Annotated in this window: 11 protein-coding genes and 1 tRNA gene; 4 read left to right on the top strand and 8 right to left on the bottom strand. The window is 39.8% G+C overall.

Annotated features, from left to right (window positions below):
- Positions 1-52: 52 nt before the first annotated feature.
- Genes recN through ACRD6K_RS07265 form a run of 5 tightly spaced genes read right to left on the bottom strand, consistent with a single transcriptional unit; the run spans position 53 to position 5,055 of the window.
- Entirely contained in the window at positions 53-1,705 is a 1,653-nt protein-coding gene (gene recN / locus ACRD6K_RS07285; protein ID WP_430972725.1) for a DNA repair protein RecN, read from the bottom strand.
- Between the two features lie 19 nt (positions 1,706-1,724).
- Complete coding sequence (gene porD / locus ACRD6K_RS07280; protein WP_430972724.1) at positions 1,725-2,636, bottom strand: type IX secretion system protein PorD; 912 nt, start codon at positions 2,634-2,636, stop codon at positions 1,725-1,727.
- A 49-nt stretch (positions 2,637-2,685) separates the two neighbouring features.
- Entirely contained in the window at positions 2,686-3,894 is a 1,209-nt protein-coding gene (gene coaBC / locus ACRD6K_RS07275; protein WP_430972723.1) for a bifunctional phosphopantothenoylcysteine decarboxylase/phosphopantothenate--cysteine ligase CoaBC, read from the bottom strand.
- 12 nt (positions 3,895-3,906) lie between these two features.
- Positions 3,907-4,242, bottom strand: coding sequence for a DNA-directed RNA polymerase subunit omega (locus tag ACRD6K_RS07270; protein ID WP_299576473.1), 336 nt, complete (start codon positions 4,240-4,242; stop codon positions 3,907-3,909).
- A gap of 6 nt (positions 4,243-4,248) precedes the next feature.
- Positions 4,249-5,055 (bottom strand): outer membrane protein assembly factor BamD, encoded by an 807-nt coding sequence (locus ACRD6K_RS07265; RefSeq protein ID WP_430972722.1) that lies wholly within the window; start codon positions 5,053-5,055, stop codon positions 4,249-4,251.
- Between the two features lie 159 nt (positions 5,056-5,214).
- Here ACRD6K_RS07265 and ACRD6K_RS07260 point away from each other — a divergent pair, with 159 nt between their 5' ends.
- Positions 5,215-6,459, top strand: a complete 1,245-nt coding sequence (locus ACRD6K_RS07260) for an aminotransferase class I/II-fold pyridoxal phosphate-dependent enzyme (protein WP_299576469.1) — start codon at positions 5,215-5,217, stop codon at positions 6,457-6,459.
- A 73-nt stretch (positions 6,460-6,532) separates the two neighbouring features.
- Here ACRD6K_RS07260 and trxB read toward each other — a convergent pair whose 3' ends face one another.
- The gene (trxB, locus tag ACRD6K_RS07255; protein WP_430972721.1) at positions 6,533-7,531 is read right to left on the bottom strand and encodes a thioredoxin-disulfide reductase; all 999 of its coding nucleotides are present in this window, start codon (positions 7,529-7,531) and stop codon (positions 6,533-6,535) included.
- 235 nt (positions 7,532-7,766) lie between these two features.
- Here trxB and ACRD6K_RS07250 point away from each other — a divergent pair.
- The 3 genes from ACRD6K_RS07250 (at position 7,767) to ACRD6K_RS07240 (ending at position 10,059) form a co-directional block, all read left to right on the top strand.
- Positions 7,767-7,840: transfer RNA gene (locus tag ACRD6K_RS07250), tRNA-Pro, on the top strand.
- 613 nt (positions 7,841-8,453) lie between these two features.
- A complete protein-coding gene (locus ACRD6K_RS07245) occupies positions 8,454-8,777 on the top strand; it encodes a helix-turn-helix domain-containing protein (RefSeq protein ID WP_430972720.1) in 324 nt (107 codons plus the stop codon).
- 1 nt (position 8,778) lies between these two features.
- Positions 8,779-10,059: a type II toxin-antitoxin system HipA family toxin gene (locus ACRD6K_RS07240; RefSeq protein WP_430972719.1), complete on the top strand. Its 1,281-nt coding sequence runs from the start codon at positions 8,779-8,781 to the stop codon at positions 10,057-10,059.
- Positions 10,060-10,189: 130 nt separating this feature from the next.
- On the opposite strand, the gene ACRD6K_RS07235 is transcribed toward ACRD6K_RS07240, so the two are convergent.
- Positions 10,190-10,432: a type II toxin-antitoxin system Phd/YefM family antitoxin gene (locus ACRD6K_RS07235; protein ID WP_430972718.1), complete on the bottom strand. Its 243-nt coding sequence runs from the start codon at positions 10,430-10,432 to the stop codon at positions 10,190-10,192.
- A gap of 1,765 nt (positions 10,433-12,197) precedes the next feature.
- Positions 12,198-16,763, bottom strand: coding sequence for an AAA family ATPase (locus tag ACRD6K_RS07230; RefSeq protein WP_430972717.1), 4,566 nt, complete (start codon positions 16,761-16,763; stop codon positions 12,198-12,200).
- Positions 16,764-17,351 lie beyond the last annotated feature (588 nt).

Raw genomic sequence — 17,351 nt, 5'->3', positions numbered from 1 at the left:
ACAAGGCTTCATCGGATGGTGAAGCCTTGTTTTTATCGCTCAAATAAAACGCTTAGTTCAATAACTCACGGGCCGTTTCACGGGCGGTATCCGAATGGCGGTCGCCACTCAACATTTGAGCCAACTCGTCAACCCGTTCACTGTTTTCTAATTTGCGAATTGAAGTAAATGTCTGGTCTTCCTGATCAAATTTATACACTTGATAATGATGATCGCCTTTAGCAGCAATTTGCGGTAGATGCGTAATGTTGATGACCTGCATTTTGGAGGAAATTGTTTTTAGAATGTCGCCCATTTTCAAGGCAATCTCGCCTGAAATCCCGGTATCAATCTCATCAAAAACGATGGTGGGTAACGACTTGCTGTCTGTAATCAGGCTTTTGAGTGCCAACATCACACGTGACATTTCCCCCCCTGACGCAATTTTTGAAATCTCTTGAGGCTCGGCACTTTTATTGGCGCTAAACAGAAAGCGAACTTCATCCTTTCCCATCATCCCCAACTGTTCCGTAGCCTCAAAATTTAATTGAAAAACAGCATTGGCCATACCAAGTTTATGCAACATACCAACCACGGCCTGCTCAAAATCTTTAGAGACAGCTCTCCTGCTTTTGGCTAATTCAGCAGCCATTTTCTCCAGCTTGGTCTTCTGCTGATCCAATACCTTCTCCATCGATGCGAGTTCTTCATCAAAGCTTTCTACTTGGCTGATTTTGTGCTCCAGGTCGTTCTGAACACCGATGAGTTCTTCAATGGTGTCCACCGAAAATTTTTGTTGCAACGAATAAATGAGATCCAAACGATCAGCCACCTGCTCAATGCGCATCGAATCATGCTCAACCCGCTCCGCAACAGACACACTCTCCTCCGAAATGTCTTTCAACTCAAGGTAGCAGGACTCTAAACGTTGGTGTAGTGTTTTGGCTTCTGCAAAATAATCGCTCATCTTTCCAAGCTGGCTCACATGTTCCTTTAGATGGGTCAGCAAACCTACTTCATCACTATCCAGTGCATCTGCCAACTGACCAAAAGTCCGTTTAATATCTTCGGCATGTTCCAATTGGTTTTGCTCGGCTTCAAGATCCTCTTGTTCGCCTTGCTTAAGTTTAGCTTCATCCAGCTGAGTAAACTGAAACTGAAAATAGTCCAGGTCCTTACGAGCTTGATCTGCTTCATTCACTAAACTGGCATAAGTGCTCTTAGTTTCAGAATAAGTCCGAAAAAGAGCCTGATAGTTAGCCAACAGTGCTTTGTTTTTAGCCACCAAATCAACCAACTTCAGTTGAAACAAACGGTTCCCCAAATCCAGGTTTTGATGCTGCGAATGAATGTCAATCAATCGCAAAGCCAGCTCGCGTATGGTTTTTAGATTTACAGGCGTATCATTGATAAAAGCCCGTGATTTTCCGGCCGGAGTAATTTCGCGACGCAAAATGGTTTGTTCATCATAATCCAACTCATGCTCGGCAAAAAATTCTTCGAGCCCATAAGCTTGCACGCCAAAGCACCCTTCAACCGTACATTTTTTCGCTTTATCACGTAGCACAGCAAGGTCGGCCCGTTGGCCCAGGATGAGTCCGAGAGCCCCAAGCACAATGGACTTTCCAGCACCCGTTTCACCAGTAATAATGTTGAAACCACTGTTAAATTCAATCGATAACTTATCGATCAGCGCGTAATTTTTAATGTATAAAGATTGTAACACAGAGGTGGATTTTTAGCATTTAAAACTCTTCTGCGGCTTCATTGATCTTCTCGTATTTACTGCCATTTGAGGGATCAACTTCATTCAAAATACTTAACACCCGGTTGCGCTCATCAGGATACGACTTGGAGAAAATATTGACCAACTCATCCGATTTGGCATCGAAAAAAATCTGTAAAATATAAAGTGATGGCCGGGAGCGAAATACTTTTTGAATCGACTTCAACGATTCGGCAATGGCAGCACGCCCTTCTTCAACCTGCTCATACATCCGGTCCAGGCCTAAGCGATGGTACTGATATATGCAGTCACGAAACGGGGCATACGACCGATTCATAATATTTTCAATCAACCAATAACGATTTCGCTCACTTTCATAGGCTTTCCAGCCTGAATACCGGACATTCTGCGAATTGTTGACGATTTGCTGTGCTTTTTGAAAATAGGGAGTTCCCCCATTTGGAGCAAACGAATCATAATCCATTCCTAAAATGATATAAGCGTAAAAAGCCATCAGGTTGGTGAGGTTATCCCGGTTTGATGTTTCGTTAAACTCCAGGGCCTGGTATTCTACATACTCCACATGAAAATCATTGTCCTTGATGTTCAAAAGTGGTGTTTCGTAGTCGGAATTGAAAACCGGACGACGCAACTGCACCTGAATACTTCCTTTAAATTCGTTGGAGGAAATTTGCTCAGTTAATCGAATGTAAATGTTACACTCAATCCGCTCGTCCATGGAATAGACATGATCAGTCCATTTACGGTTGTTCATAAACTCGTACAGGTCGGCCTGCATGGTTTGAAAAACATTGCGGTTAGCTCCTTGAATCTGTTGTCCTGAGACGCTAATATTACAGCGCAACTCCTGCGCCACTAACGAACCAGCTAACATAAAAACAAACAGTACTAAGAAGCTAAGTTTCTTCATAACCTAAAAAATACCTGTAGAGTAAAAATAAAAAAATTCTACTGAAGTCTTACAACTTTGCCAATTCCTGAATGAGTTTTCCCACAATATCGGCAGCAACTTCCCTCTTGTGCTTTAACTCAAATTCCTGGGCATTATTGTCTTTCGACAGAATTGTAATCTTATTGGTATTTCCTCCAAATCCGGCCCCTGCATCCTGCAACGAATTGAGCACAATAAAATCGAGGTTCTTTTTTTGCATTTTACCCAGCGCATTTTGCTTTTCATCATTGGTTTCCAAAGCAAAACCAACTAGCAATTGCTTATCGGTTTTCAATTGTCCAAGCGATGCAGCAATGTCGGCTGTTGCTTCAAGATCAATCTGCATATCAGCAGCAGTACGCTTAATTTTCTGGTCTGCCGCATGCTTGGGTCTGTAATCGGCCACTGCTGCACACATAATTGCGGCATCAACTCCGGAAAAGAGATCCAAACAAGCCTGGTGCATTTCTGCCGCAGACTCAACATCAATCCGTTGAATGCTGGGATGAGTAGTTGCTAAACTAACCGGTCCGGTCACCAAGGTCACCGAAGCGCCTGCTTCAGCCAGTTCTTCAGCCAGAGCAAAACCCATTTTTCCTGAAGAATAATTACCTATAAAACGTACCGGGTCAATTTTTTCAAAGGTAGGGCCGGCAGTTACCAGCACCTTTTTATTCAGAAGTTTTTTTTTTGAGTTGAAAAAGGTTACGACTTCTTCAACCAGCTGTTCAGGCTCCTGCATGCGTCCCTTGCCATGCAAGCCACTGGCCAGTTCACCTTCGCCGGGCTCCAGAATAACATTGCCAAACGAACGCAATATCTCGAGATTCTGAAGTGTTGAAGGGTGCTTAAACATGTCCAAATCCATGGCAGGTGCTAAATACACCGGGCATTTAGCCGACATGTAAGTTGTTACCAGTAGGTTATCTGCTATACCATGCGCCATTTTCCCCAGCGTAGCAGCTGTTACCGGAGCAATAAGCATTAAGTCAGCCCATTGTCCCATATCAACATGCGAATGCCAGGTACCATCGTTGGCCGCAAAGAATTCAGAAGCCACCGGTCGTCCGGATAAGGCCGACATGGTTACAGGGGTAATAAACTCCTTAGCGGCAGGAGTCATCACCACTTGTACCTCAGCTCCCTCTTTCACTAGCCCTCTTAAAAGATAAGCCGCCTTGTAGGCAGCTATACTTCCGGTTAATCCTAATATAATATGTTTTCCCTTTAGCCTCATGAAGGCCTCCATTTAAAGTCCCTTGCGGTTTTCTTTCGCGGGGTTACGGTGATAAATTTGTTCTTGCTTCAGTTCTTCAAAAGCAATCAAAGTTGGTTTTGGCAAACGCTCGTAATATTTTGAAATTTCGATTTGTTCGCGGTTTTCAAATACTTCTTCCAGGTTGTCTGAATACGAAGCAAATTCCTGCAATTTCTGGTTCAATTCTTCTTTCATTTCAGAAGCAATTTGGTTGGAACGTTTTGCCAGAATCATGACTGTTTCGTAAACATTTCCTGTTTGGTCTTCCAAGTCGGTCAAGTCTCTTGGGACTGTCGAGCTCTCAGCTTTAATTTTCTTATAATCCATATCTATTTATAAATTAGCCTCTTCGTTGTAATTTAACAATTTTGCCGTCTGCTGATAAAACTTATCCGCATCTTTCCGGTATTCACTTTCCGGGAATTCATCGACAAAGGTAAAATATTCATCCAAAGCATCGGTCAAACGTTGCTCTTTTTTTTCCTCTATACTTCTGATAGCCAAAAGATATTTGGCCCGTAAATGCATAAACATGAGCTCTTCACGATACTTGGTGTCGGGAAAATCCTTCAAAGCATTATTCAAAGCAATCACCGCTGCTTTGTAATCTTCCAGGTCGTAATAGAGCTTGGCACTCAAAAACGATTTGAATACCAATTTATCGCGCAGTTCAATAATCAGGCGATTGGCTTCTTCTATCCGGTCACTTCCCGGATAAAGGTTCATATACAATTGAAATGCATCAATGGCCTTTTGTGAAACTTGCTGATCTAAACGAGGCTTGGGTGAATCCAGGTAAAAGCAATAGCCAATCATATATTGTGATTCTTCGGCGTATTTACTTTTCGGAAAATCTTTAACCAATGTCCTAAACCAATGTCCTGCCATCAGGTAGTCATTCATTCCAAAATGACTCTTAGCGTAATAGTAATACACTTCGTCGGCCCGACTGGTTCCCCGATAAATGTTAACAAGCTCACTCAGCAACTGGGAAGAACGCACAAAATCCTCGTCTTCATAATATTCCAGTGCTTTTTTATACTTAAACTCGTAGTCTGTACTTTTCACAATCTTGTTGTAATCGCTACACGATGTTCCAACCATTATTAGCAAGAGTGCAAAAAGGATAAAATTCTTCATTTTTATAAGCATGGCGCAAAGATACATTTTTATTAAAATTCCAGCGGCAAAATACGCAAGATATTGTTTATATACTCACTGGTTTAATATAAATTAACAAATTTGTAGACTTCTTAAAAAAAATTACTTTTGCATTGTTAATTTTTAAAGCTTTTTGAAGTGGATATTTTTGAAAAATTTCGATCAAATAGAGGCGACATTGGTAAGCACATGGAGAGAGCCCATGGCTATTTTGCATTCCCTAAGCTGGAAGGCGAAATCAGTGCCCGCATGAAGTTCAGGGGCAAAGAAGTGCTAACCTGGAGTTTGAACAACTACATTGGCCTGGCCAATCACCCGGAAGTTCGTCAAGTGGATGCTGATGCCACTAAAGAATGGGGACTGGCTTATCCGATGGGAGCCCGCATGATGTCGGGGCAAACCAACCAACACGAAGAACTGGAAAAACAACTGGCTGCCTACGTTGGCAAACCGGATTCGTTCCTATTGAACTTTGGCTACCAGGGAATGGTTTCAATCATTGATGCGGTTTGTGGCCGTAATGATGTGATTGTTTACGACAGTGAATCTCACGCATGTATTTTGGATGGTGTTCGTCTGCACATGGGCAAACGCTATGTATATCCACACAACAATATTGAAAATCTAAAAATTCAACTTACCCGTGCAACCAAGTTAGCCGAAAAACAAGGCGGTGGCATTTTGGTAATTACTGAAGGGGTCTTCGGAATGTCAGGCGACCTTGGAAAATTGGATGAAATTGTTGCCTTGAAAAAAGAATTCAATTTCAGACTATTGGTTGACGATGCCCATGGATTTGGAGTAATGGGACCAACCGGAGCCGGAGCACCAGAGCACTTTGGCGTTCAGGATCAGGTGGACCTTCACTTCTGTACTTTCGCCAAGGCGATGGCCGGAATCGGAGCATTCATTGCCTGCGACACGGATATTTGCAACTATTTGCGCTACAACATGCGCTCACAAACATTCGCCAAATCATTGCCAATGCCTATGGTCGTTGGTGCTATGAAACGTCTGGAGCTTTTGAAAAACAGCCCGGAACTGCGCGAACAACTGTGGACTGTTGTTAACAGCTTGCAATCAGGCTTGAAAGAAGCTGGTTTCGACTTAGGACGTACCAACTCTCCTGTTACTCCGGTTTACATGAAAGGTGGCGTTGGCGAAGCAACCAACGTGGTTATGGACCTACGCGAAAACTATGGTATCTTCTGCTCTGTTGTGGTTTACCCGGTTATTCCGAAGGGGGAAATTATCCTTCGCTTAATCCCTACCGCAATGCACAACCTGGAAGATGTTAAAATCACTATCGAAGCATTCAAAGAGGTTAGAGATAAACTGGAATCAGGAGTCTACAAAGACGCTGAAGTTCCGGATATGGCCTAAGGTCATAGACAATAAAAAAAAACAGCCGTGCGGGAAATCCACACGGCTGTTTTTTTATCTCTGTTTTCAGTAATTATGCATTCTTCTCTGATAAATAGCGCTCAACATCCATAGCTGCTTTACAGCCCGAGCCGGCAGCAGTAATCGCTTGACGATAGATGGAATCCATCAAATCACCACAAGCAAACACGCCGGGAACATTTGTTTTTGAAGTACCAGGAATCGTCTTCACATAGCCAACCTCATCCGTTTCGAGGTAATCCTTCACAAAATCCGAATTTGGTTTGTGACCAATTGCCAAAAAGAAACCATCAATTTTTATCTTAACTTCTTCTTCGTTAGCTTCCCCTTTGTTTTTCACAAGAGTTGCTCCTTCCACAACTCCATCACCAAATAAGCCTTTGGTTTGGTGTTTCCACAGAATTTCAATATTAGGTGTCTTTTTAACCCGGTCAGCCATCACACGTGAAGCACGCAAGACATCCCGACGCACAATTAAATACACTTTGTTGGCCAGCCCAGCAAGGTACAAGGCTTCCTCAGCTGCAGTGTCTCCCCCACCAACAACTGCAACATCTTTTCCACGGTAGAAAAAGCCATCGCAAGTAGCACAGGCAGAAACACCACCACCAGCATATTTTTGCTCATCTTCCAATCCCAGGTACTTCGCAGTAGCTCCAGTTGCCAAAATAACTGCTTCCGCCTCAATCACTTTCTTGTCATCAATCCACACCTTGTGAATTTCTCCTGAGAAATCCACTTTTGTAGCATAACCAAAACGAACATCTGTTCCGAAACGTTCCGCTTGCTTTTTGAAATCCTCCATCATCACCGGTCCGGTAACTCCTTCCGGGTAGCCAGGGTAGTTTTCAACTTCGGTCGTTGTTGTCAACTGTCCTCCTGGCTGAAGTCCTTCATACATAACTGGATTTAAGTTAGCGCGTGCGGCATAAATGGCAGCTGTATATCCTGCTGGGCCCGAACCAATAATTAAACACTTGACACGCTCTGTATCGCCTACCGGATCTGTATTTGGCTTTTCGTTTTCTTTCAGATTCAATGATTTAAACATGACTTTTATTTTTTAGCTTTTTTTTTCATTAAATAACACGACAAAATTACACAACATCGAGATATTTGCAACATTTGTCTCATCGATAATAATGAAGCCTCAATAGAGCCAGGCTATCAAAATTATTTTCACAATAGTTAAAATTAATTTTGCAGAATTAGCTTCTTTATTTACTTTTGCAGACGCTTCAGCGAAATGATTCTACCACGGTAGTATTTCAGCAAAAGCAAAGAATCGGGATGTGGCGCAGTCTGGTAGCGTACTCGTCTGGGGGGCGAGGGGTCGCAAGTTCAAATCTTGTCATCCCGACAGATTCAAAGTAAGAGAGTTACGATAAAATATCGTAGCTCTTTTTTTTTACACTCCTACCGTATTTATTAAAATTACTTAAGTTCCAGCCTTAGATATCTCCAATTTTAACTAGTCCCATCCATTATATTCCACAACTCGATCTCTATAGCTAGAGTATTTAATGTTCTTAAACAAAATCTGAGGCACCATACAATCCACATCATCCCAGATAATCTTACAACGACATTTTTGTCAGCTACCTGAGGCTACTCTTTTAATCTTTTTTCGATTAAAGTCGCAATATGGGTAATGTTCGTTCTTCATTCCATCCGACATCTCCCGAGTCTGCCAGTGGTCTTCTCCTTTATCTCCAAAAACAAAATTGGGACTCATATACAATTACAATTTTGCTGTATAAATTAATGAATTATTATCTGGATCATCTTCAAATGCAGCCTATTTGGATTATAGAAGATTGACATTAAACTAGTTCTCGCAAAAGGCAGCAAATATTACAAACAGATTGCTCTTTTAGAAACAGTCAATTTCCATTAAAAGTTGTATATTTAATCAAATTAAAGCTATATTTAGTTATTAAATTGATTAAAAACACAATCTAAATCAGAAGACTATGGCTATCAATTTTCATCCATGGTATGAGCTTACCGAACGGCAAATTATTAAGGAAATCGGTAAACGGCTTAAAGAATTCAGACTACACCAGAATATTACCCAAAAACGACTCGGAGAAATGATTGGGAAAGGACCTGATGAAATTTCTAAAATCGAAAGCGGAAAGCCCGTTACAATGACTACATTTCTAAGAGTGCTCAGGGCTTTAAACAAACTGGAATACGTGGATAAGATTCTGGAACCTCCTAAAATCAGCCCACTAAAGCTAAGAGAACTGGAGCTGCAAAAGCGTAAACGAGCATCAAAAACATCAAATAAATGACATGATTATTGACGTTTCAATTTGGGATAACTTTGTCGGTGCTTTGTCATGGGATCAAAACAAAAATGTTGCTGTCTTTCAGTACAGCCCAAAATTTATCAATAAGGGACTGGAGATCGCACCCATTTTAATGCCTCTTCGCGAGGAACCCTATGAGTTCCCAACTCTTGACCTTGCAACATTTAAAGGACTCCCGCCAATGCTGGCCGACTCGCTGCCTGATGCCTTTGGAGATTGCATTATGAAGGCATGGCTTGCCAGGCAAGGAAATAGCATTGAAAGCCTGACCCCTTTGGAGCGCCTGGGATATGTTGGAACAAAAGGAATGGGTGCTTTGGAATTTGAACCCGTGCTTAATGGAAAGGAAGTTAATGTGAATAACATTAATCTCCCTGAGCTAGTACAAATTCTACATCAGATTTTTGACACCAAAGGCAATGAGAATTATAAGAACCTGGAAGAATCGGCCCTAGTCAAGCTTTTTAGGACTGGAACCCCAGCTGGGGGAGCAAGGGCAAAAGCTATTTTAGCTTTTGATGAAGAAAATCAAGTCTACAAACCTGGAGATATTCTGCATGGCCCGAACCATTCATACTGGCTCGTTAAACTCGATGGAACAACTAATAAAGTGCTGGGAGTTCCACAAGGATCTGGAAAAATAGAATATGCCTATTCTAAAATGGCGATTAATGCTGGAATCAATATGTCCGAATGCAACCTGATTTACGAAGGTAAAAGAGCTCATTTTATCACTAAACGATTTGACCGGCTTAATGGTGAAAAACTGCACATGCAAACCTTGGCTGGAGTAGCAGGATTTGACTACAGGAAGTCATATATGTATTCCTATGAACAGGTTTTTACCGTTTTACGAAAAATGAATCTCTTACAAGCTGATATAGTGCAGCAGTTTAGACGAATGGTGTTTAATGTTGTCGCCAGAAACCAGGATGATCATGTCAAAAACATATCCCTCTTGATGGATAAAAACGGGAATTGGGCCTTATCGCCAGCCTATGATGTGTCATATAATTACACCCCGAATGCTGATTGGACCGGTAAACACCAGCTCTCAATTAATGGCAAAAGAGATAACTTTCAAATGGAAGATCTTCTGAAAATCGGAGAGGAAAACAATATAAGCAGAAGAAAAGAGATCATTGAACAGGTTGTTGAAGCGGTAAGTAATTGGGAAAAGTTTGCATCTGAAGCACAAGTATTACCCGAGCAAATTAAGATGATTAAAAGCACCCACCAAATGCTGAAGAATAATAACAGCTAAAATCAATCTGCAAATAGATTTTCTTGTTAATGGTGATTGCTCAAATTATGCATGAATTATTAGCTATCAAAAGTATTTTAAACATCGGCTTCCAAACAGGAAGAAGCAAAGTACTGCAGCATCTGAAAACTTATTTCTTGAGAAGCTTTGTTTTTGAGTTGAACTCTTCAATGGCACTGTCAAGCCTTTCACGGTTGGCCTTGCTGCTGTTCAGGTGAAAGGTTTCCTGAATGGCATTGAACTCTTCCAATGGCATTATAACAACACTTCTTCCCTTTGACCTGTGTACAACCAACATCTCCTGATCATCCGTTACAGCATCCAAGTTAGATTTTAGATTTTGTTCTAATTCTGAATAATTGACTACTTTCATATTTTTCGAACTTTGTTAAGTACAACATTCGCTCAGTCGATTCCGCGTTCATCAGCATTCTTGCCTGTATTTCCTCTCGCGTTAGACAGTTCTACTGCTGTCCCCGAGATTCTTTATCAAACTTGTTTCTCATAGAGACTCCTAATGTAGGTAAATTTACGAACTATCATTCAGAGTTTAGACATTCTCCCTTTGCATAAGGTATATGCAACATAAGTTATAACATTCGCTTTTTTCTGGCCCCACTGTATGGTGATGCAAAGAAAGATTCGTTTAATCAAATCTTCTAGAGACTAAAAACAGAGGTTGATTAATATGGAAGACAAGCAGGGTCTTGCCTGGATTAATCTTCAATAGTTTTTGCAGTGCAAAAACCTAGGAGCACCAAAACACTGAAAAGATTTTGTGCGACAGGATAAAAGAAGAGTTTTAACAAGTGATAATAAGACCTATTGCTTTATTCTCGTCTTTTCAATCTTTCAACTGGGGATAAATCCAGGATTTATCCTAGGTTCTTTCCGATTAAGCAACAGAAGGTATCACTACTGCAATATCAGGCTCATTAGGACTAAAAAGACTGTTCAAAACTCATCATTGGCACATATATCGCAATATACGATATATGTAAGTATATTTGCAAAAAATATCGTGATGAACGCAACAAAAAAGAGAAAGACAATAGATCTGCCCCCCCACACTTTCAGGATACTCTCCATTGCTACTAACGCTAAGAGAACAAGCATTAAAACACTGATAGAGAGGGCTTTTAGAAAAAGACAGAAAACCTGGAAGATGCAAACCTGTATACTTATCTTTTTAAGAATGATCCAGACGGCCAAGTTTATCTGAATTCGAAAGAGCAAATTGCTTTTGAGAAAGAAATGGGATTATGAAGATCATTTATTATAAAAGTTTTCAGAAGGGGTTTCGTAAACAATCCGGCAAAATTCAACAATCAGTTGTTAACACTCTGAGAGTAGCAACTAAAAAATGGTCTATGCCAATCCAGAATTGGGGCATTATAGGGAACCAGTTCCCTTCATGACTAGTCCTAGATAAGCGTTACTGATTATAAAGGACAAGTCACTTGGCATCTGACATTATATAATCTTGCCCGAACTTCTAAGGGCAGCAAATTCTGCTTACATAATACAGCCCTACAGCCAGACTAAGCGGGGTATACCTTCCTCTTCCGTCCACTGAATTTGTCACTGCATTTTTATCCTCTGGATATGCAGTTTCCCTTCCCTGAAAGATCACCTGCACTTTATCACATCCTTATTTAAACCTCCTGCCTATTCGCAACTGTCGCGATGAAAAAGCAATACTCCTGAGGTAGAATAAACTTGAGTAAGCCTGCATCCACTTCGCCCATCATGGCAACACAAAGACAATCCTTTTTTTTTAAGTAGCTCAACCTCTCTTTGGTGGTTCCTTATTTGTGCAGATTCTTTTTGCAACAACACCAAACACCACTAAAAAAAACAAAAGCCTCACAAGTTATTTACTTGCGAGGCTTTTTTGTCTTACTTGGTGACTCAGCTGGGATTTGAACCTATCTCTATTTCCAGCTGATTATCAATATTTTCACAAACGCCTAAATCTAAAGGTCTCGATATAGTCTCGATTGATAATCAATACATTACTTTACAAATATATGAAAATATTCTAAAACATTCCTTTGAATTGAGAACGTTCGGTTCATAAGATCTAACTATGTTTTTTCCCGATTTTCAATTCTTTTTTCATCTCGTTGATTTTCGAATTATAACATCGCAGCCTCCTCTAAATATTCATCCATTCCATCTAGCCCCATCATTAAGAACTGATCTTGTAGATTCACAGCCCGATTGATAAGCTCAAAATCATCCATTTCATCTGCCTCTCTCAAAATTCCAGTTAAAGTCGATATCAACGGTTCGGGATGCCACAGTTTGGGAGTAGATTCAAATGACTGCAATTTCGCAAGTAGGCATTCACATAACTCTAGTGCTTTTATCGGGTTAATTGTTGCCTGATATTCAATCCATTCGAAAAAATAGTGCATCTTGGGCGCTTTATCCTCATCTAAAGTCAATGAATCTATAAACAACCTACCTATTCTATCATTGATAAATTTACCCTTTTCACCTAAGTCAAAAGCTCTATCTATTTTATAGCCAAATTCTTTAGAAACTTTTTTCTCCGTCATGAATTCGATGAAACACTCTTGACTATTTCCATCAGGATTTTTTTCTAGGTTAGCAATAAATACACTTAATGCACCATCCCATACATCTTGTTTGTCTATTTCCCTTAAGTCGGTAAAGAAATCATTTTTACTAAAGTGACCACGTAGCATACAAAGGGCAGAAAGCCTAGCCCATGTTCCCCCTGCCTCCGAAATCGCATCATCCCTTATCTTATCCAAGCAAGGTTTAACCATTTCAAAATCTTGGTAGTATTGGTTATACAAGAATCTTTCTGCCAAACTCCACAAATGTATCTGCTTCTTTTCAAAGATTATATTAAAAATCTGCCAACCCAATTCTTTATTTTTATAGCCGGTATAAGCTAACCTCCATAATAGAGCGGCCCTGACTTCCTCTGCTTTATCATTTGCCAATTGAACTGCTAAACTAATAATTGAATCAAACGGAGTTATTTCCATCTCTAATAACTTATTTAATACTTCGACTGCTGCATTAGCAACAACTCCCCTTGTGCAGTTTATTGAATTGTTGGCAATGTCATCCGCGGTAATTTTATCATCGTTCAGTCGGCGTACGTTTAACCTTTCACCATCAGGATCTGGGTGATTACTCAGCGGAATAAGTAACCTGGTAATTCTTTGCAGGTCTTCCTCATTTGATAATCCATCAATAGAATCTTCTATCATTCTTGCATAGGTAATATCAAGGTCGAATGAAGAATATTTTGTTTCTATCGCATCAAGTAGACGACGAGCAATATCATTGATATCATGCAAGGGAGTTATTGGATTATAGCTACTGTCATTTACTTTCCCCTGTCTGCAACTGATATGAGATCCAACTCCTTCTAATATCGCTTTTATAATTGAATCTGAGAATTGCGCCAATTTTGGCTCGTTAACTATTCTCAGATATTTATCAGGATTATTCTTGGCAAGACCACAAATTGCTCTACTTAACTCTCCTATTCCTCCACTATTCCCATCAGCAGGGTGAAAACTATGTCCGTTGTAGTCTTTATAATAGCTAAAAAGTGAGTACAAACCGCCCATGCTTAAATTATCAAGAATATCAGTTCTTATCGGGGAATATACAACTCCACCTCTGGAATATTTTTCTCGAACTGGCATGTAGTAACCAAATTGTGGTATAAACTTGTCGATGAAACTATTTACTAATTCAGATCTGAAACAAGCTGGAATTTGGATAAACAATTCGAACCGGACACGGTCATGCCAGCTTCTATACCGTTCCTCTGATTCTTTGCGCTCTGAAAACAAATTCTCTATTACAGTCATTATTTTATCCTGAATTGACGTCGAAAGCAAGTGGAAGGATTGGTTGATAAGTAACCCCAACTCAAAATTCAATCTAGCTGATTCGAGAAGCTCTTTATCGAGCAATTGGGTAGTTATTCCATCCAAATTAGATTCAATATTTTCCAAATATGCTTTGACAACTATATATCTAAATGCGAGCTCATTACTTTGTTGAAATTTATCTTCCTCTCTCTTCCACCATTTTGATTTAATTCTTGCATGGTTTTCAATTGCCTCTTCTACCGCCTGTACAAGCGTTGATATATTCCCAATGTAAATGCTGCTAAAATGAGAAACACCCTCAGAGATGCTGGTATATTCCAGTAATTTGCATTGCAAACCACTTTCTTTCCAATAGTGAGAACTATCTACCCATTCAAGCAATGTCTTTAATACTAGATTGAGAAATTCTTCCGAATCTATAAGATGTTTTTTAAGAAAGTTTGTATCCTTAAGATCATGATTTTCACAATGCAACTCATTCTCATTTCTTCTTCTGTTCGCTTCCTTTAAAGAAATATCTCGAGTCATCCAATCCCATAAAACGTTATACCCCTCTCCTGTTGCTTCAATGTAATTACAGAAAATAATTCCCATGAAATGATTGTCCCTATTACTTACCTCATTAAGTTTCGAGATAAGATTTTTTACTCCATTAACACCATAATGTTGGAACCGCGCTAAACTACGACAAATAAACCAACTACTATCTTTCCCCCAATCCTCTTGTAGTGCATTACTCCATAACTCAACAATTTCGTTCGGGTAAACATTCATCCAGGCATCCAATTTCCTTATAAACGCGGAATGCCATTCGTAACTGTCTGACCGATGAGCTAATGATGGATACCATTTGTTTGCTATTAACTCAAACCAATGACTCGAATTTAAAACCCAGAAAAATCGCTTAAAAAGGTCATTTTGAGATACGAAAATCCATCTTAGTAGATTCCAATCATTGTTTATAGGAATCATCTCCGCGTAAGTTTCTACCACTAACCTTTTGAAATGATATGCTATTTCTTTATTCTCGAGTGTATCACGAATATTCCGGCTAAAAGCTTTGAACGATTGACTTCGAACAAAAAATAAATAACTACGGACTGATGGACGATAGAAAGGTAAAGGAGGATGTTGTAATATTAATTCAGAAAGCGTAACTCTGTTTTGCAATGCGTTACCTGCAACGAAATTATCAAACAAGGTTTGATGACTGAATCCAATCTTACCATCAGCTTGCTCGTTTAAAACGCCTTTGCTTATGAGGTTATGAAGGAGATGCTCTTCAATGCCTATTGCAACTTTAGGTAGACTGTGATCCCTTTCTCTTAGGAGTTGCTCAGCAATGGCGAATATTTTTTCAAAAAAGCCTCCTTCAATATCAGGGTCTTGTCTTAACGTAAAATCAATGAAAGCTTTATATAAGTCATAAGTTGTTCGTACATTGAATATGCCAGCATAGTCTGCCACTCTTTCAAAGAGACTCAAATTTTGAGGAAGGCACAGCAACTCTTTCAAATCTGAATTTAACTGCTCCGACTTGACATCCATCCTATTCAAGATTGGAAGAACAGTCTCTTGAAAGTCGAAATCTTTAAGCTTTACAGCCACATCCCATTTTCGTTCGCGAAGTTTCGGATCATATTTCAAATCAAATTCCCGACAAGCAGCAACAATAGTTAGATTTTGAATAATTTGCAGCTGATCAATTAGCTTTAAAAAATAGTTTAAAGCAGCATGATCTCGCTGACAAGACAGTACATCCAAAGAATCAATTATCACCACGACATGTTTGCTTGAACTTAGCAATCCACAACTTTCAACAATTTCTTTTGGCAACGAGCCATCATCATTAGCAACATTTACAAAACGATCTCCTTTTATAAATAGCAAATGAGACTTGCTATTACTTTCAACTTCATCCGCCAAATCCAATAGCAAACATGTTTTGCCACTACCTGGCCTATCTTGAACTAATATGGTTCTCTTTTTATCACATATATATTCCAGTACCTCGCCAAGTTCCTTTCTTACGATCTTTTCCCCTACAATCGTTCTTTTCCAGTCACTTATACCGATAGCGGATGTTCTATTAAATTGCTCTATAATCTCTTTCTCACTGAAATTTGGAAGCCTAGTTAATCCTTTACTTGCAAATTCTTCCCATACGTCTATTGACCTAATTTCCAATTTATCAGTTAAGTCTTTTGATTGGTGCTTATTTATAAAAGCCTCAAGTGTATCCAATGCTAACGATGGGTGCGTAACAATCCGAGTCAAAGAGTCCTTATTGACTTTACCCCATTCTTCTGTATTATGATGTACCCCAGTACGGATTCTCTTTAGTAAGTTGAAAACATCTTCCTCGGAACGGTTCCATTCCTTTACTAATGATGAAAGTGCTTTGTCATTAGCAAGACTTAACTGTTCCCTAAAATCGCTAAAGTTGAGAAATGAACGACATTCTCTTGGAAGCGTTGTAAACTCCCCTAACGGTGTTGCGGAATACAATTCAACTTCGATATGTTTACCTTGTTCTAATTGAAAGAGAATCTTTGGCAATTCGCTTCGCCAATCTCTTATTAACCAAGAACGTTCCTGCGTCTGATTCTTTTTAGCTTGAATATGTCTTCTGTCTCCATTTTTGTAAACAACGACAATATCGTCTACCGTAACTTTTTCATCTATACCTAGTAGCCCATTGGATTCAACCTGTATATATTTAATTGTATCATCAGTTATCAATTTAATTATCCAGTTTATTGCGACTGCTCGCTGATAATCATCACCCTGGGTTGAATATGTTCCAGCTTTGCTCATGACAGACTTATATTTGGACCAAGAATAAAACGCACTATGTAAAGTTAACAAATCGTTCGTTTAAATCTCATAAAACAACACACTTGTCTTGTTCTCTATGGGAAGGCCTTATCACAAGAAAATTAAACGACAAAAAAATAAGGAGGCAGTGCCCCCATCTTCAGAACTTAATCTGATTTTCAACCTCTTTGATTTTTTCATCCAAGGTGGATTTAATTTCATCCATCACCGCTGAGACAACCGGAGTATTCGAAGTTCTGAACTCCTTCCCCGAAGCATCTCGAAGGAAGACGGTAGCTCCCATCCCATCGGCACCTAAAGAAAAGGCCTGAAGGTTGCGATGCGTATCGGTCAGCTTACGCCACTTTTAGATGAGCATGCTCATGTTTTCCACTTTCTGAATTCTCTTTTCGAGCGATGGAACTTCCGAGGCCACTTTTCCCTCCTTTTCACTACTTCCATAGAAGTCTTCGCTTGTTCGTTACTCTCTGCATTGATTTTTTTTTGCTGTATTATTCATAACTGTTTACCACTGCCCTGTGGCTTTTTTATGGCATCTGGCACGCCGTTTAAAATTTCGGCGTCCCC

The sequence above is a fragment of the Sunxiuqinia rutila genome, assembly GCF_050589705.1.
Taxonomy (GTDB): Bacteria; Bacteroidota; Bacteroidia; order Bacteroidales; family Prolixibacteraceae; genus Sunxiuqinia; species Sunxiuqinia rutila.
This window is presented reverse-complemented; position numbering and strand designations above follow the sequence as displayed.